We start from the raw sequence: 23,836 nt of genomic DNA on the forward strand, positions 1-23,836 counted from the left end.
TTTATCCAGTATAACTTAACTTGAAGCTACATAAAAGTATTCAAAAATGATTTTGTTAAATAAAATTAAACTTTTATTGTAATTTGATTAATTATACCTTAATATAAGTTTAATTAAATTAAACTTAACTCTGAGAGGTAGGAGAAATATGAATATTGACGCTATAAAATCACGTCATGACAACCGAAATATTCTGCTTTTTTTCATTGGCAAACTCGTTACGATGTTAGGCTCAAGCATGTACACTTTTGTGATTGGACTCTATATTCTGAAATTAACAGGCTCAGGTGGAAATTTCGCGCTAACGATTATTTGTGGCATGTTGCCTCGGATACTACTGTCACCATTTGCCGGAGTGATCGCTGATCGCATGAGTCGTCGCAAGCTCCTCATAGGGTCGGACGCCGCCAGCGCACTTGTCATGCTCCTAGCTTTCCTCACTACAGCTCTCGCTGGACTTTCACTGATAACCGTCTACACTTCACTCATTCTACTCTCGGTATGCTCTACCTTTTATAGCGTCTCACTTTCTTCGTCCATTATGATGCTTGTTGAAGAGAATAATGTGCAACGGGCAAGCTCCCTGAACCAAATTTCCAGTTCTATCGGCAATATTTTAGGACCAATACTCGGTGGAGTTCTCTACGCATTTGTACCCTTAGACATGTTTATGTTATTTAATGGCCTTGCCTTTATGGTATCTACATTGATGGGGTGGTCATTAAAATTCAAACCAGCATCTAAAGAAAACTCAAATCAAAATTTGCATTCGGAAGGAGGTTCCTTGACTGGATTCCTCAAATCATTCCAACTAAGTTTTGTTGAAGGCTTCAATTATGCCAAACGAAGTCATCTCATTTGGGGAATGATCAAACTGGCCTTTTGGATTAATTTCTTCATCAGTGCACTGAACGTGTTTCTCCCTTATATTATTGTGGAATCTCTGAAGCTTAGCTCGAAGCAATATGGAACGATCGACGCAATGCTTGCAGCAGGCATGCTACTCATGTCAGCCCTTCTCTCATTCCGTAAGCAATTAGGAGACCCCTTAAAATCGTTAATCCAGGGATTAACCATCCTATCCGTACTACTTCTCGCCATGTCTCTTCCCTTACTTATTACCTTCGCTTCTATTGGATCGTTCGTGTTCTATATGGTGCTCATGTTAATTGTCGGCATTATCATTATTTATATCAACATTCCCATTCAGGTTACATTACAAAAGACGATTGATGAGGAATATCGCGGGCGCGTTTTCGGTATTCTTGATACGATGGCCAGTGCGATAGCCCCTCTTGGTATGGTATTATTCGGACTCTTCCTGGACTGGATACCTAGCTTCTATATACCTATAATCTCCGGACTTGGTTTGATACTCGTAACTTGGATCGGAGCACATGAATTACGAAAGGCTCCCGCTCCAGCAACAGTTGCATCATCACAGCAGGTTTCTAGCCAATAAGTTGAAGCTAAGTCTTAGCCTTGCAAGAATAACAAACAGCGGTAGCATCCTAGTGATAATCCTGGGATACTACCGCTTACTCTTTATTTCATGATCATTGCTCGTTTATATTAAAACATTTTGTAGCCACTTTGACGCAATTTTTGGATCGTCCAACCACTCAAAATAGCACCACCGAGACCAGCGAGTGCCGTCAAATAATCGACCAATTTGAACGAAGCCAAATACGATCCAAAGCTCTTATCATGGTTCCAAAGCGAATAGACGACGATCGGAATAATGACAAGCACAAAAATATATGCAGGAAACCACGTTGTCTTCATAAGCATATTGAGAATAAATCCGATGCCGAACATCATCACGAAGAATAAAACCATCAGCACCAATACGATGAGCCATCCCATCGCTTCCCCACCCTTCTCATCCACACTATTAAGAGGTTATTCAAAAAGTCGACTTTTTTAAACACACACTATAAGCAAGATCACATTCACTATAACTAGTAGTAAGTTTACTAGAAAAAATGTTACGAAGCAATGAACTTTTGGCAAATAAAACCTAAATCGATTTGCCCCTCCTGCCTCCATTAGGATACAATAGGAACAGTACATATTGTATCCCACAGAAATTTAGGAGTGATAATAAATGAGTGACGTAGCTTCAACCTTGGAAGGATGGTACGCCCTCCATGATTTCCGCTCCATAGACTGGACGGCTTGGAAAGCAGCAGATGACGAGGAGCGGGCAGGTGCGCTTGAGGAGCTTCACACTTTCCTTGCGCAGTGGAGTAATATGGAACAAGATAAAACCGGAAGTACAGCTGTTTATTCCATCGTAGGACAGAAAGCTGACTTTGTGTTCATGCATCTTCGGGAAACACTAGAGGAATTAAACGCTGTGGAGACCGAATTTAATAAAACGACTTTTGCGCAATATACTACTAAATCCTACTCTTATGTAAGCATCGTAGAGCTGAGCAATTATCTTGCATCTGGAGATGGAGATCCAAAGAGCAATCCTGAAATTTTGGCTAGGCTTCAACCTATCCTTCCAAAATCAAAACATATCTGCTTCTACCCAATGAACAAGAAGCGTGATTTGAACGATAACTGGTATATGCTAAGCATGGATGAACGCCGCTCTATGATGCGTAGCCACGGCATGATCGGACGTAGTTATGCTGGCAAGGTTAAGCAGATCATTACTGGCTCTGTTGGACTTGATGACTGGGAATGGGGTGTCACGCTCTTCTCCGATGATGCAATCCATTTCAAGAAGCTTGTCTATGAAATGCGATTTGATGAGGTCAGCGCAAGATTCGGTGAATTCGGCGCGTTCTATGTTGGCAACTTACTCAACGAGCAATTGTTTGAGGATATGCTGAAGCTCTAACCTAACCTATAATAAATAGAGGTTAACAAAAAGCAAACCAATAAAGGCTATCCCTTAAGTTCAAGATGAACTCGAAAGGATAGCCTTTTGATTTACTCTTCTTCGTTTAATTGCCGAATCGACTCTAGAAACTCTGCCGTAGCTCGGTCGCGATCTCTGCTCTTCTCCTTCAATCTTTCAATTGCTGGAAGAATAAGAATATCCACTTCCTTCTGAACGGTATAAGCGAAGTCATATTGTTGCTGTGACTCTAAAAAAGAACCCACTTCCATCAATGCGTTATAGCGATTTAACTCTTCTCTCGTGAGTAAGCCCCTAACTTGAACGCTACAATGGCGCATCTTACAGGAATCTGCCTTTTTTCAGAACGAGTGGAATACCGCCTATCGTAAACAGATAACGAATATCTACAACTTTTTTCAGTTGAGCAGCAACCCAGCCTGTGTACTTCTTACCAAAGGCAGAAGCCACGGCTTCACCTTTACCAAGTGAAGCTACAGTACCTTTATTACTAAATACAAACTTCTTGAGCTCTTTACCACGAATCGAGGCAACTACATTTTGAGCACATACAACGCCCTGCTGCATAGCAATTTGAGCTGTAGGAGGATAAGGACGTCCTTCTTCATTAAACATCAAGGAGTTGTCCCCAATAATGAAGACATTGTCATGGGATGGAGCATGCAGATAATCATCAATCTTCACACGACCGCGAGCGGTTTCGAAACCAGCAGCTTCGATGAGACGATTCCCGCGAATACCACCAGTCCAAACAACTGTAGCGGATTTAATTTCTTCTCCTGTAGCCAATACGACACCATCAGGAGTGCATTCTTTTATCGCCACGCCAATTTTAAATTGAACGTTCTTCTTACGCAACACGTCCATTGCATATTCAACCAATTCTGGATCAAAGCCCGGGAGCGCAGTTGGAGCTGCTTCCACGTTATAAACGTTAACTAAGCTAGGATCTACATCGTACTCTTTGCAAAGGCGAGGAATACGATCTGCCAGTTCAGCAACAAACTCAATTCCACTAAATCCAGCACCACCAACGACAAAGTTAAGACGATCCTTACGACTTTCATCAGTCTTATATAGGGCGAATTGATATTCGATATGTTGACGAATTAGTCGTACCGAGTTTATACTGCGAATCGTCATAGCATATTCACCAAGACCCGGGATACCAAAAGATTCCGGTTCACCACCAAGCGCAATTATAAGATAATCATAAGATAATGTACCATCCTGAAGCACAACTTTTTTATCTACAAGCCGAATCTCTTGAACATTGGATTTAACTAAATCAATCTTGAATTCATCGATTAATTTAGAGATTTGTACACGTGTATGGTCGATCGAATCCGTTCCTGCCGCAGGCATATGTAAATGCGTCGTGAAGTAATGATAATCATGACGATTCACCAATGTAACATCGGCCTCGTTGTAATTTAGCTCCTTTTGCAGTCTTTGTGCAGTTAAAATCCCGCCATATCCCGCACCAAGGATGACTATTTTAGGTATGGTACTCATTTGTTTGTACTCCTTCCAATTTTAAACACTCTATATTTATTATTATTAAACAGAGCAATGTGAAAATTAACACTTAAATTAGGAAAAATATTGAATCAAACCCGCTAATTTTTCCGCCACCATAGAGATATATATCACAGTTATTTTAAACCGTTACTGTATTTTTATCAAAACTTTAGCGAACGCTGATGAAGTGTACTTTTTTCGTCACACTTTTTTGTGCATACAATTGAATGATATCGACTTTCAGACAAAAGATCAAGTCTTATTTCACGCCACTTTCCGAGGTTTTCCATATCCTTTCAATACACTAAACCCACGATCTTGCCTTCTCTTTGCAACTAAAGGTAAGACGTTTATAATAAAGTAGAATTGACATTATTAAGTTGTACAAATTTTCCGGAGGTGTTCGCCTGTGTCATCCCTTAGTACTAACGCCGAAATTTCCGACCTACTCATCATCGGAGGCGGTCCTGCAGGCATGTTTGCCGCATTTTACGGCGGTATGAGAAAAGCATCCGTCAAACTAATCGAAAGTATGCCTCAGTTGGGTGGACAGGTTGCTGCCCTCTATCCTGAGAAATATATTTACGATATCGCTGGTTTCCCTAAGATTACAGGACAAGAACTAGTCGACAATTTAAACGAACAGTTGAAATTGTTCAATCCAGATATTTGCCTGGAGGAAAAAGTTGTTCTTATTGAGAAGAAAGACGAGCGTCATTTTGTCGTTACAACCGATCAAAATGTGCATCATGCCCGTGCTCTTATTATCACAGCAGGAGTCGGAGCATTTGAACCTCGTCGTCTGGAACTTGAGAACGCCGCTCATTTTGAAAAGACGAACTTACATTACTTCGTAAGTGATCTTAATAAATTTCGTGGTCGTAAAGTGCTGATCAGTGGTGGTGGTGATTCCGCTGTAGACTGGGCACTCATGCTTGAACCGATCGCAGAGCAAGTAACACTCATTCACCGCCGTGATAAATTCCGTGCTCATGAGCACAGTGTTGAAAAATTGATGGCTTCTAGTGTACAAGTGATCACTCCTACCGAGATTACTGCACTTCATGGTGAGGATACAATCGAACGCGTTACACTTGCTCATGTTAAGACAGGTGAGACCCAAGAGATTGAAGTTAATGATGTGATCGTTAACTTTGGGTTCGTATCCTCGCTTGGCCCAATATCAGAATGGGGACTCGATATCGAATCGAATGCCATCGTTGTAGATTCTCGTATGGAGAGCTCCATTCCAGGGATATTTGCAGCCGGTGACATCACAACATATCCTGGTAAATTGGACTTGATCGCTGTTGGCTTTGGAGAAGCCCCTACCGCAGTCAACAACGCTAAAGTTTACATCGATCCAGAAGCTAAATTATCACCAGGGCACAGTAGTAACCTCAAACTATAGTACTACATGAGAACGGACAAAAAAGGGTATCTTAACTTTACGAAAGAATACTTCGTAAAGGAGAGATACCCTTTGTCATATTTATGCCCGTTATGTAACGGACTTACATATTTAGGCACATCTTGTCCTGATTGCGGTACTGTTCTGCAAAATATGGGGAAAAGAGAAGATTACGCTGGTCCTTACAGTCCGTATGGCTCTGCTGACCAGTTCACTTCAGTCATCTCCATACATGATTCCATCGGATGTGAGCATGTTGTCCAATGTCCCCATTGCCATGAAGCTTTCATCTATCGTGTCAACGCCATACAGGCACCTTAAGTGAATTAGTAAATTGTTTTTGTACCATTATTATATCGACATTAATATATCGAAAATATGCTTGTCCTTTTCTAATGGAGAATGGAGCCCGTATCCGTGTTCAAATCACGTTTATGGATCTCTGCTAACAGTAGTGCAATGAAATCCCTATCCAACTGCAACTTAGTAGCCATCTGGTAGGATTCAAGCAACATTTCATCTGTCAACATCGCCATTGGTATCACATCCTTTCAATTATTTTCCTTATCATATCAAGAAATCAACAGTGGAACAAGCGTTCCTGTTATCCACAAAGGGCTGTGGAAATCCTGTGAATAAGATGTTAGTAACCTGTCGAAGTTATTGTCAATTATAGTGGTATAATGTGGATAAAAGTTATTCACAGGATATTCCCGACTGTTTTTTCGCGAAAAAAAATTCATATATTGTGCATTTTATGGATTATTGTGGGCGTGTATTGACTTCAAATATCCATATTCTACCAAAATTATCTATACCATAATCAAATCCTAGTTCTCCGATCCCCGGGAATGAGGACTCCATGATTTCGATACATGTATTCGTCAATGTACGCATTTCTTTACGCTTAGTATTAACAACCTTACTACGTAATGACCGCCGTAAGCCTTCACGGGCACTTAGTTGAGTACCTCCCTTACATAAATTTGTAACGAAAAGACCTGGGCGAGCCAATCTTCCAACCATCGCACGATAGATCCAGGTTCCATCGGGTTGTTTAGCTACTTTAACCCGATAGTCTATCGGCCGCCCACCGATACGGGCCAAATGAATCCCTTGTTGAATAATGTATTTTCTGCCCACTTTTGCCCGACCCAGTACCTTAAACATCGTTTCAAAGCTACTGAATGATCTGCGTTTTGACATATAGGTAAAAGAATATATCCCGTGTTCATAAGATACCTTGATTACACCATATCCTCCACCGCCCCGGATTGGCTTAATTACAACCATTCCAAACTGATTGACCATTCGCTTCAATTGTTCCGCATCGTACATTCTAGTTTGCGGTATGTGGGGAGCAACACGTGCGTTACTTAACAACGCTTCGGTCTTTAACCATTTATTAGCCAGTTGTCTTCCTGCCATGATTCCATCCCCTTTCTGGCGCTATATGCTATACATACTCAGAGCGGGGCTACTGTTCTTGGATGATTGTCCGAGGCATACGCCCCTTTTATGGGGACTTGTTCTCTTTGCAAAAAATTACATTATTACGTATAGTATTCTTCAAAAGTACATCTCATATATTAGAGGGGGTTCCACTTTGGAAGCAGATGGTTCATTTGTACCGGGATTGTTCGAAGTATTATATTGGGTTGCCATGATCGCCATGTCGCTAGTTCTTGCTGCAATTACAGTCGGTCTGTGCGTCATTGGCTTTAAATTCATGAAGGATTCCCGTAAAGGACTCGGATTAGGCTGTATTATATTTTCTTTGGTTGCCGCCTCCATGGTCACACTTATGATTAATAGGCAATTCTTCTGAAACCAAATTCATTTTATACGTATTACTTTATAAAACATATACTAACTAGATCTCAAGGGGGTTCATTGTTTTAATGGGAAATACGAATATCTGGAGTGACCGTTTCCGTAAGTTATTCATTAACAATCGATTCGTTCTCGTGTTGTTAATTTTACTGCTAGTAGGATTAAATATTTTTGTATTCGCAAAAATCTCATTCGTCTTCAAACCACTAACCGTACTGTTCAAAACAATCTTGTTCCCCATCCTGCTTACGGGGGCTATCTACTATTTACTTAACCCACTAGTTGACAAGTTGGAACGTAGAAAGATCCCTAGAATCTATACGATTGTGACTCTGTATCTATTGATTGTGGGAATCATTACTGTCCTGGTCATCACGGTTATTCCTCTCGTTCAGGAACAGGTTACAAGGTTGATTGATAACTTTCCCAAATATAGCTACGAGGTTCAGCTTCAGTTTGAAAATTTGATCGGTAGTGACTTCTATTCCCAGATCCAGCAATCAACAGGGTTTGACCCTTCGACTCTGGGGCAAACCATAGCTGAACAGGCTACTTCTATTCTCGATAGCACATGGTCTGGTATTGGTGGATTTTTGGGAGCCGTTAAAGATATTATTCTCACACTAGTTACTGTGCCGTTCATTCTATTCTATCTTCTCAAAGATGGAAAGAAACTTCCATTATTTATCTTACGCTACGTGCCTGTACGATTCCGTGATCAAACCCACCGAGTGATGACCGATATGAACGGACAGATCAGCTCCTACATTCGTGGCCAAATTATTGTCAGCTTCTGCATTGGGATACTTTTATATATCGGTTTCCTCATCATTGGGCTGGATTATTCTTTGATATTGGCTATCATCGCTGCGTGTACGAGTATTGTCCCTTACTTGGGACCTACGATCGCAATTACTCCTGCGCTCATCATCGCCATTGTCACCTCACCGATTATGCTACTCAAGTTGATTGTTGTGTGGACGATCGTGCAGTTAATTGAGGGTAAATTCATCTCACCGCAAATCATGGGCAAAACATTACGGATTCACCCGATCACTATTATCTTCGTGATCCTAACTGCTGGAAATCTGTTTGGTATATTAGGCATCATCCTTGCCGTGCCAGGTTATGCCGTACTGAAGGTTATTTTTAGCCACTTGTTCAAGTGGTTCGAAGGCCGTTCCCATCTGTACGATGATAATAATCCTAATCCGGATCAAGTCGAGGTTGAAGATATCTCTGATATCGAGAGCAGCAAACCACTGGCATAATACAAAATAAGCCGCCTTCTTGGATAACTCCAAGGAAGCGGCTTATTATATTTCGCATTTCATTTTACATTTCAAAGCACAATCAATCACAAACTTCTGGTCGTCCTTCTTCATCCTTCATACGGAACGATTGTCCACAGCCACAAGAAGCAATAGCGTTTGGATTATTTATAGTAAATCCACCGCTCATTCCAGACTCCTGAAAGTCGATCTCTAGACCGTTTAGAAAGCGGACACTCTCTTTATCCACAACAACTTTAAGGCCACCAACTTCCAAGTGAACATCTTCTTCACTTTCTTGATCGTCTAGACCCATTCCATATGAGAAACCGCTGCATCCACCTGGATTTACACCCAGACGCAGAAACATGTTAGGTGTTTCCTCTTCAGCTAGCATGTCTTTTATTCTTTTCATCGCACTATCCGATATATTAATCATTCTCCATCCTCCTTTTGCGTACAACTAAATTATACTCCACAAGCACCATACCCTCAAGTAATGTGATATTTATTGTTGCAAATATACCAGACATAAAATCTAGCTTATTGCCCCCTTGGATATGGGGGTTTATAATAGGTAGGTATTTAAAATGTCAAATTGGACGGATCTCAAAATATAAGTAATTCCCCTTTGCGGGGCGTCTACTTGGAAGCGGAGGGTATTAAATGAACACAGTTGTTAGTCCAAGCACAGATAAAAGAATGGCAGAAATTATTGAGAAGGTCTCTAACGGAGAAAGACTTACCCTAGAAGACGGAATATATTTATATAAGAGCGACGATTTATTGACCATTGGACAATTAGCCAATGAGGTTAATCTTAGAAAGAACGGGAAAAAAGTATATTTTATCGAGAATATGAGCCTGTATTTCACCAATGTTTGTGAATCATATTGTGCGTTCTGTAACTTCCGTAAGGATCAGGGGGAAGAGGGCTCCTATACGTTATCAGGCGAAGAGATGATTGCCTACGTCGAGCAACATATTCACCCCGGAATTCGGGAATTCCATATTGTTGGTGGCCACAATAATCATGTGCCTTTTCAATATTATGTGGACTCGCTTAAAGCACTTAATGAACGTTTCCCAGACGTCACTATCAAAGCCTATACGGCAGCAGAGATCGAATTTTTCACACGGATTAGTGGACTAAGTACAGCAGAAGTGCTTACAGAGCTTCGCAAAGCCGGTCTCCAATCGTTAACAGGAGGCGGTGCCGAAATACTATCAGATCAATACCGCGAGAAAATGAAAGTCGACAAAGCCAACGTCGACCAATATCTCGATGTCCATCGGACGGCTCACCAGCTTGGGATGAAGACTCATACAACGATGTTATATGGTTCAATCGAATCTCATGAGGATCGTATCCGCCATATGATGCAAATCCGCGAGCTTCAGGATGAGACAGGTGGATTTATGGTGTTCATTCCACTATCCATGCAGCCGCGCAACAAGAATGCGGGAATTATGCGCCGGAACTCTGCCTATGAAGATCTCAAGACCATTGCGATTAGCAGATTGATGCTTGATAACATCCAACACATCAAAGCCTATTTCATCAATATTGGAGTACAGCTCACTCAGGTTGCGCTCTCGTTTGGAGCATCTGACGTACATGGCACCATTCTCAAGGAAAGAATCAGTCATGCCGCCGGTGCTTTAACTCCTGAAGGTATGACTCGCAAAGAGCTCATCTGGCTCATTCAAGGTGCTGGGCGTATCCCAGTTGAACGCGATACCTTCTATAACGAAATTCAAGTTTACGAATAGAACTGCTGCCTTACGCTCGAACTTAAAAAAAGTTGTGCAGAAGGGAACGTGGGTTGGATGAGACAATTCGTCATTCTTGGTGGAGGATATGGGGGAATATCAGTCATTCATGAGTTATTCAAAGGCCATATCCCGTCAGATGTACAAATCACTTTAGTTGATCGCATGCCTTTTCAGAGCTTGAAGACGGAGTACTATGCACTGGCAGCTGGAACAGCTTCTGATCATGAACTACGGGTTCCCTTTCCTAACTATCCGGAATTACAAATCAAATATGGAGAAATCAGTACCCTTGATATGGAACAACGTCTGGTCCACTTTGTGGAAGGGGAGACCCTTCCATATGATCAGCTTGTGATCGCCCTTGGATGTACTGATAATTACCATAATATTCAGGGTGCCGAACAAAATTCCTACAGCATCCAATCCTTTGCAGCCGTTCGAAACACCTATATGCAAATAAACAACAGCAAACCTTACAGTAACATCAATATTATTGGCGGAGGGCTAAGCGGTGTAGAACTTGCCGCTGAACTTAGGGAGAGCCGGCCCGATCTGAACATTACGATCATTGACCGTGGCTCCCGGGTATTATCCGCCTTTCCACCCAAAGTATCAGGTTATGTAAACAAATGGTTCCAAGAGCATGAAGTGAAAGCTCTATCTTATATTTCAATCACCTCTCTTGAACCTGGGATCATCAATTATGGGGATGGATTCATTTCCACGGATGTCACGGTGTGGACAGCAGGAATTCGCCCCGCTGCATTAGTGCAGGGGATGGACGTCAGTAAAGATCCACAAGGGCGTATTCTGCTGAATGAATATCATCAGATTCCTAGCTACCCCGAAATATTCGTTTGCGGTGATTGTGCGAGTTTACCATTTGCTCCAAGCGCTCAAGCAGCGGAGGGGCAAGGCTACCAAATCGCTCAAGTTGCATGCGCGTTATGGCGTGGAGAAACACCGAAGCTCTCAAGTATCAAATTAAAAGGTACCTTAGGGTCTCTAGGCAAAAAAGCCGGCTTTGGCCTCATGGGAACAAAACAAGTAACTGGCCGAGTTCCGCGTATGCTCAAGAGCGGGGTGCTGTGGATGTCCAAGCACCACCTCGGTTAACTAAGCTCTTTTATTTTGTTCAGAATCACCTCATATAAGTCATCAGCAGTTTCCGCCTCCACAGTCTCACCATTAACCATTGCATAGGGAGTCAAATAGCACATCCCGCACCCAGTCAGGCAGCCATATTCATATACATCACACTCATGCTGCTCTTTCAGCTTCTTCATCATTTCATCCGTACCGAAATGAGCGTTGTTTGCGCAAAATTCAATAATTGGTCTCACGGGCTACCTCCGTTTTTGCAAGCCATTTAAATTTTAGTTTTTTTGTACTATAATGAATAAGTAATAAAGAAAGGAGTTGAACTCAAGTGAGCGAAAACGTACAAGATAAATTGTATGACGAAGTACTAGAAGTTCTAGATAAACTTCGCCCATTCCTACAGCGTGACGGTGGCGACGTCGATCTCGTCGATGTTGAAGATGGTATCGTCAAGCTAAGATTGATGGGTGCTTGTGGCAGTTGCCCTAGTTCCACTATCACTCTCAAAGCAGGGATCGAACGCGCTTTGTTTGAAGAAGTGGAAGGCGTACAAGAGGTCGTACAAGTATTTTAATGAAATATAGAAATATTGAAAATAAACCCAGACCTTCCGGTTCAATCGGAAGCCGGGTTTATTTTTTATGTCGTAGCGCGAAAATACGATTTCGGTTGATGATGCTAAGTTGGTTTGATCCATGGACGAATCGGATCCAATCCACCGGAAATATCCATAATATTCCCTGTAATAAAGTCAGAATTCGATTCGCATAAAAACGCAATGACGCGAGCGATATCCTCGCCACTGCCAGGTCGGCCTAAAGGCGTCTCTCCATCCTGGATTTGTCTAGCATCAGCAATAGACATCTCTTTATTCGAACCCCGAATGTCTCCAGGACATACCATGTTCACTGTTATTCCGTAGGGTGCTTCTTCTACAGCTAATGTCTTGGTAAAAGAGACTAGGCCCGTCTTCGCAGCCGCATATACTGCCCGGTGGGGCCAAGCCCGCGATTCCGCAGCATGACCAAAGCCGAAATGTATAATCCTACCCCAGCCTTTCTCCCTCATCCCCTGAAGTACAAGATGATCCAGAAGTAGGGTTCCCACGAAGTTCCCTTCAATCATCGCCAAAATCTGTGTTTGACTATAATCAGCAAACAACCTGCGTTCACGGATGAACGGCCCAGCATTGTTCACTAGGATATCTATTGTTCCGAGCGCATCTGTGACCTGCTTGACCATTGCCTCGAGCTCCTCAGACCTAGAAATATCAGCCTGAACCGTAATGCACTGTACGCCCAGATGTTGTATCTCAGAGCGGAGAGCCAGCGCCTCGGACTCGCTATGTACATAATTGATCGCAATATGGCATCCTTGCGCAGCAAGGGTCAATGCTGTCTTCTTGCCAAGCCCTTTGGCGCTTCCAGTAATGAGGGCAACCTTTCCCTTCAATATCCTCTCCTCCTTCTAAGTACCTTTATTTCAAGTATAGAAGATTTAATGCATTCCCACAAACAAAGAAGGAGATATATAAGTCTAACTTAACTAATAGTGTGTGATTCATGGCTACGATAACAAAATGTTCTTCCGATCGCTTTGTCCCCAAATTTCTTGATGAAGAGAACAAAAAAATCCCGTTTACCATCAAGAGGTAAACGGGATTCAATGAAGCAAAGAAAATACGTTCCTTAGAATACAGGTACTAGAGCACCTTGATACGTATCATTGATGAATGTTCTTACATCTTCAGAAGTTAGTGCCTTTGCCAATTTTTGAATCGCATCGGAATCCTTGTTATCAGGACGAGCAACCAAAATGTTGGTGTAAGGGGAATCCTTATCTTCGATAAAGAGTGCATCCTTTGTTGGATTTAGCTTAGCTTCAATCGCATAGTTTGTGTTGATCAATGCAAAATCAACTTCTTCTAATTGACGAGGCAGCATAGCCGCTTCACTTTCAATGATTTTCAGGTTTTTCGGATTTTCTACGATGTCAGCTTTAGTTGCTGTAATTCCAGCGCCATCTTTCAGCTTGATCAATCCTTGTTTTTCAAGCAATAACAATGCGCGTCCACCATTCGTAGCATCATTCGGGATGGCTACTTTTGCGCCGTCTTTAATTTCATCAACCGATTTGTATTTTTTGGAGTAAGCGCCAAATGGCTCAACATGGACACCTACAACAGATACTAGATCATAGTTGTTTTCTTTGTTTTGCTCATCAAGGTAAGGCTGGTGTTGGAAATAGTTAGCGTCTAGTTGTTTTTCAAATAACTGAACGTTAGGTTGAACATAATCGGAGAATTCTACAACTTGCAAATCCACGCCTTCTTCTTTCAACTTTGGAGCAATGAATTTCAAAATATCAGCATGCGGTACAGTTGCACCTACGACCAATTTCACTGATTCTGCTGCCGGTGTTTCATTTTGTGCTGTATTGCCTTCAGATGCTTGTGAGTTATTTGCTGCATTGTTCTTAGCATTGTTATTACCGCAAGCTGCGAGTACCAGAACCAATGCCAGCGTTAAAAAAGATAAAGTCCATTTTTTCATAACAGTATGACCTCCTAATTTTTTTTGAATAAGGATCTGGGGCTCTATATATAGTAATTCCTTATTTCCGGGTAAAATAAATCACTAACCGATCTCCCAACATTTGTAGTGCCTGCACCAGAACGACCATCAAGATTACAGCAACAATCATAACTTCCGATTGATAACGGTAATAACCGTATTGAATCGCTAAGCTACCTAAGCCACCGCCCCCAACCATACCCGACATCGCTGTGTAAGATACAAGTGTAACGGCCGTAATCGTCATCGCAGCAAAGAGACCGGGTAACGATTCTGGGAGTAATACCTTTCGTATGACTTGCATTGTAGAAGCTCCCATCGCCTGAGATGCCTCAATAACTCCACGATCCACTTCACGAAGTGCTGTCTCAACGAGCCGAGCAAAGAATGGGGCAGCCCCTATGACCAGCGGAACAATCGTACCTTGAACTCCCATCGATACCCCAACTACAAACCTTGTAAATGGAATCAATGCGACAATCAGAATGATAAATGGAACGGAACGTACGATATTAACAATTAACGATAATATTCTGTAAACCCATCCTAAAACCCAGGAATTGGACCTAGATAAGGTATACAGTAGTACACCCAGCGGTAAACCGATCAGAAACGTGAAGAATGTAGCGTATCCCATCATGAGCAAAGTATCGACCGAAGCACTGCCGATTTCTGACCAATTTACTTTAGAGAAATCTAATCCTCCCATTATCCAATCACCTCCACATCAAGATCGCGTTCCCGAAGCAGTGCAAGGGTTCGGTCAACATCACTTGCGTCACCTTCAAAAGAAACGGTAAGCTGTCCATAAGGTACTTCCTTAATCGTAGAGATTGTTCCATGCAGAATCGCGAAGTTAACATTGGTCTGACGCACTACTTGAGATAGGACTGATTCATACGTTTTAGCACCAAGGAATGTAATTCTAACAAGCCTAGCCCACTGTGGATGCTGCACGGAGTTCGCTAATTTCAATCCAGCCTCAGCAAACGAGTCATGATTGATAAACTCGCGCGTTACTTGGTGCTTCGGCTTAAGGAATACTTGACTCACTGGGCCTTGTTCCACGATATTTCCCTGATGAATAACGGCTACCCGATCACAGATGGTCTGAATGACGTTCATCTCATGTGTGATGAGTAGAATCGTTAAGTTAAACTTTCTGTTAATATCCAGGAGTAGCTTCAAGATCGAATCCGTCGTCTGGGGATCAAGTGCTGATGTCGCTTCATCGCATAGTAACACATCCGGATCGCTAGCGAGCGCTCTAGCAATACCAACCCTCTGCTTTTGTCCTCCAGATAATTGAGCCGGGTACTTATTCCGATGCTCTTCAAGCCCTACTAGGGCCAGGAGCTCATTAACCTTCTTAGCGATCTCAGCCTTCGGTGTTCCGATCAACGTAAGTGGAAAAGCGATGTTGTTATATACCGTGGCAGAGGACAGCAGGTTAAAATGCTGAAAGATCATGCCAATTTTGCTACGCTGACGCTGAAGCTCTCGTTTTCTTAGGCTTGTCAGCTCGGTGCCACCCACCCAAACTTCACCAGTAGTAGGCCGTTCGAGTAAATTAATACAACGGATTAGCGTACTTTTTCCGGCACCGGAATGACCGATGACGCCAAAGATCTCACCTTTTCCTACAGTCAGATTAACACCGGACAAAGCCGTTGTAGCTTTTTGTTTGCTTCCATATGTTTTGGTCAGCTGTTTAAGTTCAATCATGCGGATAACCCCCTTTATAAATTAATGTGTTTCTTCCTTCTTAAGGAGATTCCATCAGGCCTTTTCCTAAAAAAACAAAAGAGCCCCTTTGCAGAATCAAGGGCTCTCTTTACGTAAAGACAATGCCTTCTCATCTGCCAAAATCATGACCACATCAGGTACATGATTTTGAAGGAATTAGCACCATGTCATTTGATCAATAAGCGATAACTTAGATCACTATTAAACAAATCGGTTGCTGGGCTTCATCGGGCCTTTCCCTCCGCCACTCTCGATAAGAAATATGAAGTTATATGAAATCATCGGATGTAATATTTCAGAAACTATTTTAGAGTATAGATACTTTCCTCTGTTTTGTCAAAGAAAAACATTTCCACAAGGATATGACCTTCACCGTTGCCATCTTTTAACTATATATTCGAAGGCTGTATACAAAGTTTTACACACCATTTGATACCCTTGATCCAAATCCTGCAGATGCCCATCGAGATCCTCAAGCTCAATCTTGCCGTATAGTGCCTGATGGCGCTGCCACAGATCATCCTTCAACTCCGAGTTCATATAATGAATTTCTGTATTACGGCGTCCGCGAAGCACATTCAGCGTTTCCTTGTACTGTTCTTTGATCGAAAACAACTTGTCTCCCAGCTCGATATGCACCTTCAGATAATGGAATTGACGGAGTACCGTGAAATAAGAATAATGAGTTTTGACTTTGGACGTATTCAGATCATACATTTCATTGAGAATCGTACCGAGTTTATCTAGAATAGAAAAAACGCGAATAAAGCCGTCTTTGTAGAAAAATACATATCGCGCATAATCACCTTTCTCAGCAGCATCCATATCTTCAACATAATCCTTCACAACCTTCTTACGAAAAAAAGTTGCTGCAAAAAGACACTGCTCCAGTTCATCGAGCGAGGAAATCAACCCATGCGTCCACACTTCAAGCTTCCGGTAATCATGACTTGGATCTTGATGGCGTTCCATTTCTTTCTGTAATAGCTTGACGCCCTGTACCATGATGTCCATTGTATCCGCAAGCAAGCCTTCATTTTGTCTTGGTGGTTCACCAAGTAAACTACGCAACATAACTTTTCCTCACTTCCTAAATTCAGCACTGGATATCCCTTTTTTTGGGATACATCAATATCAATCGACGACTTCTGAGAATCATTTATGCGAAATAGGTTTTCCAACGTTGATCCACTAAAGAAACAACTTCCTCACTTGGGAATAATTCATCTTGGTAACCCGGCTTCATACGGGCATCAATGATCAGCGGCAGACTATATGCCAAATGATGCTGATTAATCTCCGCTACGGAGTAGATATCATCAGTCGGATTAAACCTCGTAAATACAGTCCAGAGGAGGGCCATTTGATCATTAGCTACGATCTCTGCATGGTCAACCAGTATAACTAGTGGCCATTTGGTTCCACGCTCCTTCAAAGTAGTAAGCAGACGCTGCGGAAGCATAGGCTCATTCTCATAAGAGGCACCTGATACAACAAGACAACCATCATGGAATACTTTTATTTGATCCACTTCTGGAATATCTCCCTCATCGTATACCTTCGGAAGTGCTCTGATGGGTTCACCTACTCCAACCAGAATTGCCTTACTACCGAGCTTCTGTTCACGTCCCGTGTAGTCCAGTATATCATTCGACATATTGCTGAATATATACAAATCCGTACATGGATTAAAACGCTCTAATACTGTGGCTAACAACAGCTTAAAGTCTGATAGAACGATCATTTTGTCCGTCAACATCAGAAATTTTGTTAGCGACAGTTCCCTTTGTCCTAAGATTTGAAATCCGGAAATCAATGCCTCTCGTGAATAACTCTCCCGCACAACGGCTGAGGTTAACGTTTGAAATCCACATTCTGCATAGGTCCAGAGTGAACGGACCCTTGGCATTAAGATCGGAAAGGCAGGAGAGAGTAACTTTTGCAAAAATTGCCCTAAATAATAATCTTCCTGATACGGCTTGCCCATAACGGTTGCAGGGTAAATCGCATTTTTCCTATGCCACATATGATTCACGTGAAGTACCGGAAACTCCTGTTTCAGAGAATAATACCCACGGCTGTTCCCGAAGGGGCCCTCAAGACGTCGCTCATGCGGGGGAACTAGTCCTGTTATCGCGAACTCTAATTCTGCCGGAATTTGATGGCCACCTAGCGGATTGTCCACCATGGGGAGCTTTTCTCCAAGTATAAACGATGTCATCAGTAGCTCCGACAATATTTCTGGTACAGGCGCACTGGCTGAAGCAATTAAAGCTGGAGGGCCGCCAAGGAAGATAGAGACGGGTAATGCTTCCCCTCGTTTCTCTGCCTCGTAGTAATGATAACCTCCCCCCTTTTGCATCTCCCAATGTACGCCGGTAGTGTGATCATCATATAATTGAATCCGATTCATCGACATATGGCATTGTTTGGGACTGTTTGGGTTTTCTGTGTACACTAATGGCAATGTAAGGGAGGAACCGGCATCCCTATGCCAATTCGTTATCCTTGGTAACTCCCGTAAAGGAGACTCCGTCCGACAAGCTTGAAGTATGGGTGCTTCCGCATGGGGCACCGTCTTCATTCCCACAGTTAGCATATCCCGAATGAGCCCACGTTCATTCCACAGCGCCTTAGCCGTTGGTGGCAACAAGTTATTCATTGCCCCTATAAACCGATTTGTTAACTCTTCAGGACGTGAGCCAAATGCCATCTCCACCCGGCGCCTTGTACCTAATAAATTAGTTGCGACTGGAAATGAAGACCCTTTCACATTCGTGAACAACAACGCTGGTCCCTCATCATCGATAACTCGTCTATGAATCTCCGCCAGTTCCAAGTACGGATCAACAGGTACATCTATAATTGCAAGATCATTTTCTCTTAACAGAGCATCTAACCACCCACGCAAATTTTTGTAACTCACATCTATTCCTCCCCAAATTATGGCTACTTTAGCCGCAATATGTTTCAGATAGGCCACCGAGTTCGATGACAGTAGAGTAAAAAAGCCCGCGATAGATCGTGGACTTTTCTTCACTTATATATTGTATTGTATCACGCTGGCTACTTCTCAGCACGATCCTCTCGTATACTAGGTGGTCTGCTCATCTGCCATGTTCTGACGCTCATATAACTTAATACACCAAACAATGCTGCTAGAACAAAAATATGTGCAATCGATGTAAATAGATATACCTGGTAATTATATAAAGTAAAAACAACTCCAGCGCCAGTGAGCACTTGCACAACTACAAGAATGGTGGCCGCAAGGCCCAAGACACGAATTTCTCTGTTGTCAGGATGTTTTCGATAAGCAATATGTCCTAGTACAGCTATAACAATAAGCAGTAATCCTGCAGCAACCCGGTGAGCAAATGCAATTCCAACTCCCCCAGTCAGTTCAGGAACTAGTCTGCCATTACACAGTGGCCAACCGGAACACCCTCCTGCCGAGTCTGTATGGCTGACATAAGCTCCTATGTATACAACAATATAAGTATAAGCCGTTGCAAACCAAGTTAAATTACGAAATCTTTTGGATACAGCTACCGTATTCTGGGCTTTCACATTCCCTCTCAGTCTCGCTTCATCTTCACGGACGCCAAGTACGAGCATGATTGAGCTAGCAAAGGCGATCAAAGAAAATCCAAAATGAAGAGCCATCACAGCTGAAGAGGTAGGGTAAACAACCGCCATAGCTCCCATAAAGGCTTGCACCATCACAAAAATCAATGCAAGAAGAGAAAAAAGCTGCAAATCACGTCGATTTTTCCGATATAACCAAAAAGCGATGAAGCTGGCCAAAGCTAATAACCCTGCAGCTCCACTAATTGCTCTATGAGAATATTCAATCATTGAGGCCAGGGTATGGGCCGGAACAAATTTTCCGTTACATAGTGGCCATTGTCTCCCGCAGCCTAATCCAGATTCCGTTTTTGTTACAACGGTACCACCCAAAGTCGCTAGAAGCATAACTAAGGAAGAAAGATAACTTAACCATTTCAGTTGCTTGGAATTCAAAGGCTTCTCACCGCCTATAACTATAATAATAAATTAAAATCAATCATAAATTACATTTCATTATAACCGATAAAGATAGCGCAATCATAGACAGTCACTGTAAAAATGTTCAAATTAAAACACCATTACCCCACAATTCGGGGTAATGGTGTGATTTTATGCACGGAAATTATTGTTCTTTTCTCTCCGGCGTATCGTGTAGCGTATGGTATACGTCCAATGCCTTATTTAGAAAATCCTCGATTTCTTCCCGAGATTTCCGCAATTTATTAACGAATCTGACGAGCTCACGGCCATCCGAATAAGCGACAAAGCTAGGGATACCAAGAATGTTCTGCTCCTGACTTACCTCGCCTACTTTATCAACGTCGACTTCCAGAAACGTCAGACGATCACCATATTTCTGTTCAACTTCTGGCATAAATGGATCTATAAACTTGCAGTCCACACACCAATCCGCTTTAAAAATAGCTACTACCAAACCGCTGGATTGAATGCTTACATTAAATTCCGCAGCATTTGCTACTTGTTTCATCGTCTTCTTCCTCCCTATCTCTATCGATCTCCCTATTAGTCAACCAAAATGAAGAGTGGAAGTCAAATTTTTGGGCCATACTTGTATTAATTATGATGACGGAGAGGGACAGGGGGACAGGTTCCTTGTCCCAGAAAGTGAGGAAATCCCATGAAACAGCATCCAGATGGCGATCCTTCAAATTCTGTACCGCATTCTGGTATTAAGGAATTATTATTTCGCCTGCCCGCAGTATTAGGTGAAATGGTTAAAGGTAAGGCAGCTGAATTAGCCGATTCTACCGAGCTTCGGGAAGATCGGATTTCACTTGGATGGAATGAAGTCTCTGCCAGGACCGTATCTGCTGAGATTGAAGATCTGGTGCGCAGAGGCACAGCTGCCCGTCCCATGGAACCCTTGAACGATACTGATTGTGCACTCGTCGAAGAGATTGCTACCGCCACCGATCGCGCGGGGATTAGCAATATTACTCGGACCGCAGCATACCTGGCCTGCTTTCAAGCCTATCCTGAGCTGCATTGGGCCTTCCTCGCCCATATGGTGTCACGAAATGCAGGATGGAATATGACCGACCTCCGGGGAAGCCGGATCGCTGACACGTTAGATGAAGAAGGGAAGCGACTTACTTACCGGTTTCTTGAACGGGGCAATGCGTTGATCTTTCAAGATGCCTATCCACAGCTTCTTCTCTATATGAAAAGTCGAGAGCTGGGCTCTAGCCATTTCCATCTACTCCCTTATTTCCACGTGTCCCAATTCATGCGTCCTTTCTGGGAACGGTTCTGGATCGACCGTGGAAGTGCACTTCTCACTGTAGGCTTAATCATAAATGAACAACATTACATAGAAAAAAGAGTTATACGCCATCCCTATTATCAGAAATATGTAACCGATAAATTTAGCTATCATCTTCACAACTTAACGGGAATAAGTCAGATCGTCTTCCCCTTACTGGACGATCTGCCCGTAGAAGAAGCAAAGCAGAAAACGGAGCCGGAGGATGACGGAGTAGCAGAGGCGGGGATTGGTGCCGGCAGAAGGGCCGTCACCCGCCTAGCCGGGCGCGGTGTCTCTGACTTCGGCAGCCTCCCCGCTCGCATCGCGCTAGGCAAGAGCCTATACGCGATGCTCATGGGCTTGCGCGCCGTGCGAAGCGGCGCACAGAACTTCGCCGCAGCCGTGCCGCATAGCGGCTCGCGCGCAGACTATTGGCCGGAATTATTCACGGCCAAACGGGAAGAAGCTCTGACCACCCCTTGTCAGGGGTCAGAGCTTCTTGAAGCTGAGACGCTGCCAGCGGGCAAGCGTCTCTATAGCCCCAAGCTGCTGGATGCTTGGGGCGATACACCTTATGAGCCAATCACAAGAGAAGATTGGCTCAAGGACAGTAGCGCACTGGATGGCATCAGTGCGCCCAAAGCGCCTTACCTTTGCGATATCAGCCGAGAACATCGGCTAGCCATTCTCAAGACGGCGCTAATGCACGATGCCATGGCTGACAACTAGTAGTGGGACAAGGAACCTGTCCCCCTTAGCTGCGCCCCACTGTCTTCGTACGCTGTAATCGCATAAGCGGAGACAATACCTTCCGCAACGGCGCAGGGAAACTACCAAGCTCGTCTTTGCGTACTACACGGAGCAACACCAACATCACAGGATACAGAGCTACAACAACCACTCCGACGATACAACACGTCAAGAAGAAGGCTACACGATCAGGGAGAATCGATACCATTTGAATTCCCGCCTGGTTTAGGCCATATCCAACGCCAGATAACACGATTGAAGTTAGAATGAAGCCGATCCAACGATTCCCCATAATGGAGAAAGGTACAATCTTCTTCATCGCTCGAACATTCAAAATCGTAATAACGAAGAAACAGAGTCCTGTTGCGATAATAATGCCGTAAATGCCCCAGAATTGCGAGAGAATATAACTCGCAACCAATTTAGTCGCGATACCTATTGCCACATGAACCATCGATAAGCTTGCCTTATTAATTCCAAGCAATATCGAGTTGCTTGTCATCATCGTAATTTGAAAAATCGTTGCGAATGTCAACAGTGCAATGATGCTGCTCCCATCTCGCGTACTAAATAGCAAACCATTAACTGAATACGCCGCCGCGCACAAAGCGAGAATGATCGGCATTCCCGTTAGGACAGCCACGCGCATCGCCAGAGTAACCTGCCGATGCAGATGTTCTTTGTCTCCACGTGCAAATGCAGCAGAAATAATCGGTACGAGTGATTGGCTAAGTGCTATGGCCAAGATCGGAGGAATACCCGCAATCATTTGCGCACGATTACCGAGAATCCCCAAAATATAAGTCGCTTCCTTCGAACCAATTTGTCCACTAAGAAGCGGTTTTAATATGGAGTTATCGATAAAATTGACCGCCGGAACTGCCATAGCCGTAAGAACAATTGGAATCGAAAGTTTGAAAATCTCAGCATAGATTCTCGGCATCGACAACGTATTCTTTTCAAATGGAGCTTGTAGTTGGTTCTCCTTCAGGTCCTTTTGACGCACTTTATAATTATAAGAGAACATGACAACTAAAGCTGCGATACCGCCCAAAACTGCTCCAAATGTAGCTCCCGCTGCTATTTTCTCACCAGCATAGCCCATGTTAAACAAAATAAATGCCAGGGCAATCCCTGAACCAACCCGCACAATTTGCTCAATAATTTGTGACATACCACCAGCGATCATGATGTTACGGCCTTGTAAGTAACCACGTATTATTGCAATCACAGGAAAAAACAGAAGAGCTGGTGACAAAGCTCGCATGGCAACCGCAGATTCTGGTACCCCCGTAGCTTTGGCATACGCAGGTGCCATAATGTAAAGAAGTCCGAACATGACCGCCCCAGCAATAAGGGAAAAGATCAAAGCAGCATGATATATCCGACGCGCCTCGCCGGGACGTTCTAACGCATGTCGCTCAGACACCATTTTACTTAAAGTGCTCGGAATTCCTGCCGTAGCAATCGTTAGCAACATAAAATAAGCCGCGTTGGCTTGAGAGTATGCCGCATTACCGATATCTCCGAGAATATGTTCTAAGGGAACGCGCTGAAACAATCCTAATACCCTAGCCAGCAACGCCGCCCCAGCAAGAATCAACGTACCTTTTACAAAAGACTCTTTCTTGGACAAAGAAAATT

Annotated in this window: 26 protein-coding genes and 1 riboswitch; of the genes, 10 read left to right on the top strand and 16 right to left on the bottom strand. The window is 43.2% G+C overall.

Annotated elements, in window-relative coordinates; genetic code table 11:
- Window positions 1-148: 148 nt before the first annotated feature.
- A complete protein-coding gene (locus IEW05_RS20135; protein ID WP_188541668.1) occupies window positions 149-1,462 on the top strand; it encodes an MFS transporter in 1,314 nt (437 codons plus the stop codon).
- A 110-nt stretch (window positions 1,463-1,572) separates the two neighbouring features.
- Here the strand turns inward: IEW05_RS20135 and IEW05_RS20140 are convergent, their stop codons facing one another.
- The gene (locus tag IEW05_RS20140) at window positions 1,573-1,866 is read right to left on the bottom strand and encodes a YuiB family protein (RefSeq protein WP_188541669.1); all 294 of its coding nucleotides are present in this window, start codon (window positions 1,864-1,866) and stop codon (window positions 1,573-1,575) included.
- 241 nt (window positions 1,867-2,107) lie between these two features.
- On the opposite strand from IEW05_RS20140, the gene hemQ reads away from it, so the two are divergent.
- On the top strand, window positions 2,108-2,854 hold the full coding sequence (hemQ, locus tag IEW05_RS20145; RefSeq protein ID WP_188541670.1) for a hydrogen peroxide-dependent heme synthase: 747 nt from the start codon (window positions 2,108-2,110) through the stop codon (window positions 2,852-2,854).
- A gap of 92 nt (window positions 2,855-2,946) precedes the next feature.
- Here the strand turns inward: hemQ and IEW05_RS20150 are convergent, their stop codons facing one another.
- On the bottom strand, window positions 2,947-3,195 hold the full coding sequence (locus tag IEW05_RS20150; RefSeq protein WP_188541671.1) for a hypothetical protein: 249 nt from the start codon (window positions 3,193-3,195) through the stop codon (window positions 2,947-2,949).
- Between the two features lies 1 nt (window position 3,196).
- A complete protein-coding gene (locus tag IEW05_RS20155; RefSeq protein WP_188541672.1) occupies window positions 3,197-4,390 on the bottom strand; it encodes an NAD(P)/FAD-dependent oxidoreductase in 1,194 nt (397 codons plus the stop codon).
- 415 nt (window positions 4,391-4,805) lie between these two features.
- On the opposite strand from IEW05_RS20155, the gene IEW05_RS20160 reads away from it, so the two are divergent.
- A complete protein-coding gene (locus tag IEW05_RS20160) occupies window positions 4,806-5,807 on the top strand; it encodes an NAD(P)/FAD-dependent oxidoreductase (RefSeq protein WP_188541673.1) in 1,002 nt (333 codons plus the stop codon).
- Window positions 5,808-5,879: 72 nt separating this feature from the next.
- The gene (locus tag IEW05_RS20165) at window positions 5,880-6,128 is read left to right on the top strand and encodes a hypothetical protein (RefSeq protein ID WP_188541674.1); all 249 of its coding nucleotides are present in this window, start codon (window positions 5,880-5,882) and stop codon (window positions 6,126-6,128) included.
- Between the two features lie 71 nt (window positions 6,129-6,199).
- Here IEW05_RS20165 and IEW05_RS20170 read toward each other — a convergent pair whose 3' ends face one another.
- Together IEW05_RS20170 and IEW05_RS20175 are read right to left on the bottom strand one after the other, a co-directional pair.
- Window positions 6,200-6,343, bottom strand: a complete 144-nt coding sequence (locus tag IEW05_RS20170; RefSeq protein ID WP_188541675.1) for a sporulation histidine kinase inhibitor Sda — start codon at window positions 6,341-6,343, stop codon at window positions 6,200-6,202.
- Window positions 6,344-6,569: 226 nt separating this feature from the next.
- Window positions 6,570-7,235, bottom strand: a complete 666-nt coding sequence (locus tag IEW05_RS20175) for a YheC/YheD family protein (protein ID WP_188541676.1) — start codon at window positions 7,233-7,235, stop codon at window positions 6,570-6,572.
- A 178-nt stretch (window positions 7,236-7,413) separates the two neighbouring features.
- On the opposite strand from IEW05_RS20175, the gene IEW05_RS20180 reads away from it, so the two are divergent.
- Window positions 7,414-7,635 (top strand): hypothetical protein, encoded by a 222-nt coding sequence (locus IEW05_RS20180; protein ID WP_188541815.1) that lies wholly within the window; start codon window positions 7,414-7,416, stop codon window positions 7,633-7,635.
- Between the two features lie 73 nt (window positions 7,636-7,708).
- Window positions 7,709-8,911, top strand: a complete 1,203-nt coding sequence (locus tag IEW05_RS20185) for an AI-2E family transporter (RefSeq protein ID WP_188541677.1) — start codon at window positions 7,709-7,711, stop codon at window positions 8,909-8,911.
- An 82-nt stretch (window positions 8,912-8,993) separates the two neighbouring features.
- Here IEW05_RS20185 and IEW05_RS20190 read toward each other — a convergent pair whose 3' ends face one another.
- Complete coding sequence (locus IEW05_RS20190) at window positions 8,994-9,350, bottom strand: HesB/IscA family protein (protein ID WP_188541678.1); 357 nt, start codon at window positions 9,348-9,350, stop codon at window positions 8,994-8,996.
- Window positions 9,351-9,577: 227 nt separating this feature from the next.
- On the opposite strand from IEW05_RS20190, the gene mqnE reads away from it, so the two are divergent.
- Both mqnE and IEW05_RS20200 read left to right on the top strand, forming a co-directional pair.
- Window positions 9,578-10,684: an aminofutalosine synthase MqnE gene (gene mqnE / locus IEW05_RS20195; RefSeq protein ID WP_188541679.1), complete on the top strand. Its 1,107-nt coding sequence runs from the start codon at window positions 9,578-9,580 to the stop codon at window positions 10,682-10,684.
- A gap of 57 nt (window positions 10,685-10,741) precedes the next feature.
- Complete coding sequence (locus IEW05_RS20200; RefSeq protein ID WP_188541801.1) at window positions 10,742-11,803, top strand: NAD(P)/FAD-dependent oxidoreductase; 1,062 nt, start codon at window positions 10,742-10,744, stop codon at window positions 11,801-11,803.
- Here IEW05_RS20200 and IEW05_RS20205 read toward each other — a convergent pair.
- Complete coding sequence (locus tag IEW05_RS20205) at window positions 11,800-12,030, bottom strand: YuzB family protein (RefSeq protein WP_188541680.1); 231 nt, start codon at window positions 12,028-12,030, stop codon at window positions 11,800-11,802. The two genes, IEW05_RS20200 and IEW05_RS20205, sit on opposite strands and share 4 nt — an antisense overlap.
- Before the next feature lie 86 nt (window positions 12,031-12,116).
- Between IEW05_RS20205 and IEW05_RS20210 the strand changes: the two genes are divergently transcribed.
- Window positions 12,117-12,362 (top strand): NifU family protein, encoded by a 246-nt coding sequence (locus IEW05_RS20210; RefSeq protein ID WP_188541681.1) that lies wholly within the window; start codon window positions 12,117-12,119, stop codon window positions 12,360-12,362.
- Window positions 12,363-12,466: 104 nt separating this feature from the next.
- Here IEW05_RS20210 and IEW05_RS20215 read toward each other — a convergent pair whose 3' ends face one another.
- The 8 genes from IEW05_RS20215 to IEW05_RS20250 form a co-directional block, all read right to left on the bottom strand.
- A complete protein-coding gene (locus tag IEW05_RS20215) occupies window positions 12,467-13,240 on the bottom strand; it encodes an SDR family oxidoreductase (RefSeq protein WP_188541682.1) in 774 nt (257 codons plus the stop codon).
- A gap of 236 nt (window positions 13,241-13,476) precedes the next feature.
- Window positions 13,477-14,340, bottom strand: coding sequence for a MetQ/NlpA family ABC transporter substrate-binding protein (locus IEW05_RS20220; protein WP_188541683.1), 864 nt, complete (start codon window positions 14,338-14,340; stop codon window positions 13,477-13,479).
- Between the two features lie 61 nt (window positions 14,341-14,401).
- Window positions 14,402-15,070, bottom strand: coding sequence for a methionine ABC transporter permease (locus IEW05_RS20225; protein WP_188541684.1), 669 nt, complete (start codon window positions 15,068-15,070; stop codon window positions 14,402-14,404).
- Window positions 15,070-16,086 carry a methionine ABC transporter ATP-binding protein gene (locus IEW05_RS20230; RefSeq protein ID WP_188541685.1) on the bottom strand — a complete coding sequence of 339 codons (1,017 nt, stop codon included), beginning with the start codon at window positions 16,084-16,086 and terminating at the stop codon, window positions 15,070-15,072. Before IEW05_RS20230 ends, IEW05_RS20225 begins: the two co-directional genes overlap by 1 nt.
- 127 nt (window positions 16,087-16,213) lie before the next feature.
- Window positions 16,214-16,367, bottom strand: a riboswitch (SAM riboswitch).
- Between the two features lie 109 nt (window positions 16,368-16,476).
- Window positions 16,477-17,181 (bottom strand): Cthe_2314 family HEPN domain-containing protein, encoded by a 705-nt coding sequence (locus IEW05_RS20235; protein WP_188541686.1) that lies wholly within the window; start codon window positions 17,179-17,181, stop codon window positions 16,477-16,479.
- An 85-nt stretch (window positions 17,182-17,266) separates the two neighbouring features.
- On the bottom strand, window positions 17,267-19,033 hold the full coding sequence (locus IEW05_RS20240) for a UbiD family decarboxylase (protein WP_188541687.1): 1,767 nt from the start codon (window positions 19,031-19,033) through the stop codon (window positions 17,267-17,269).
- A 140-nt stretch (window positions 19,034-19,173) separates the two neighbouring features.
- Window positions 19,174-20,130, bottom strand: a complete 957-nt coding sequence (locus IEW05_RS20245; RefSeq protein WP_188541688.1) for a COX15/CtaA family protein — start codon at window positions 20,128-20,130, stop codon at window positions 19,174-19,176.
- Window positions 20,131-20,299: 169 nt separating this feature from the next.
- A complete protein-coding gene (locus IEW05_RS20250) occupies window positions 20,300-20,665 on the bottom strand; it encodes a thioredoxin family protein (RefSeq protein WP_188541689.1) in 366 nt (121 codons plus the stop codon).
- A gap of 150 nt (window positions 20,666-20,815) precedes the next feature.
- Here IEW05_RS20250 and IEW05_RS20255 point away from each other — a divergent pair, with 150 nt between their 5' ends.
- Window positions 20,816-22,171 (top strand): DUF2515 family protein, encoded by a 1,356-nt coding sequence (locus tag IEW05_RS20255; protein ID WP_188541690.1) that lies wholly within the window; start codon window positions 20,816-20,818, stop codon window positions 22,169-22,171.
- Between the two features lie 25 nt (window positions 22,172-22,196).
- Here IEW05_RS20255 and IEW05_RS20260 read toward each other — a convergent pair whose 3' ends face one another.
- Window positions 22,197-23,828, bottom strand: a complete 1,632-nt coding sequence (locus IEW05_RS20260; protein ID WP_188541691.1) for a putative polysaccharide biosynthesis protein — start codon at window positions 23,826-23,828, stop codon at window positions 22,197-22,199.
- Between the last annotated feature and the right edge of the window lie 8 nt (window positions 23,829-23,836).

The sequence above is a fragment of the Paenibacillus segetis genome (assembly GCF_014639155.1).
Classification (GTDB): Bacteria; Bacillota; Bacilli; order Paenibacillales; family Paenibacillaceae; genus Fontibacillus; species Fontibacillus segetis.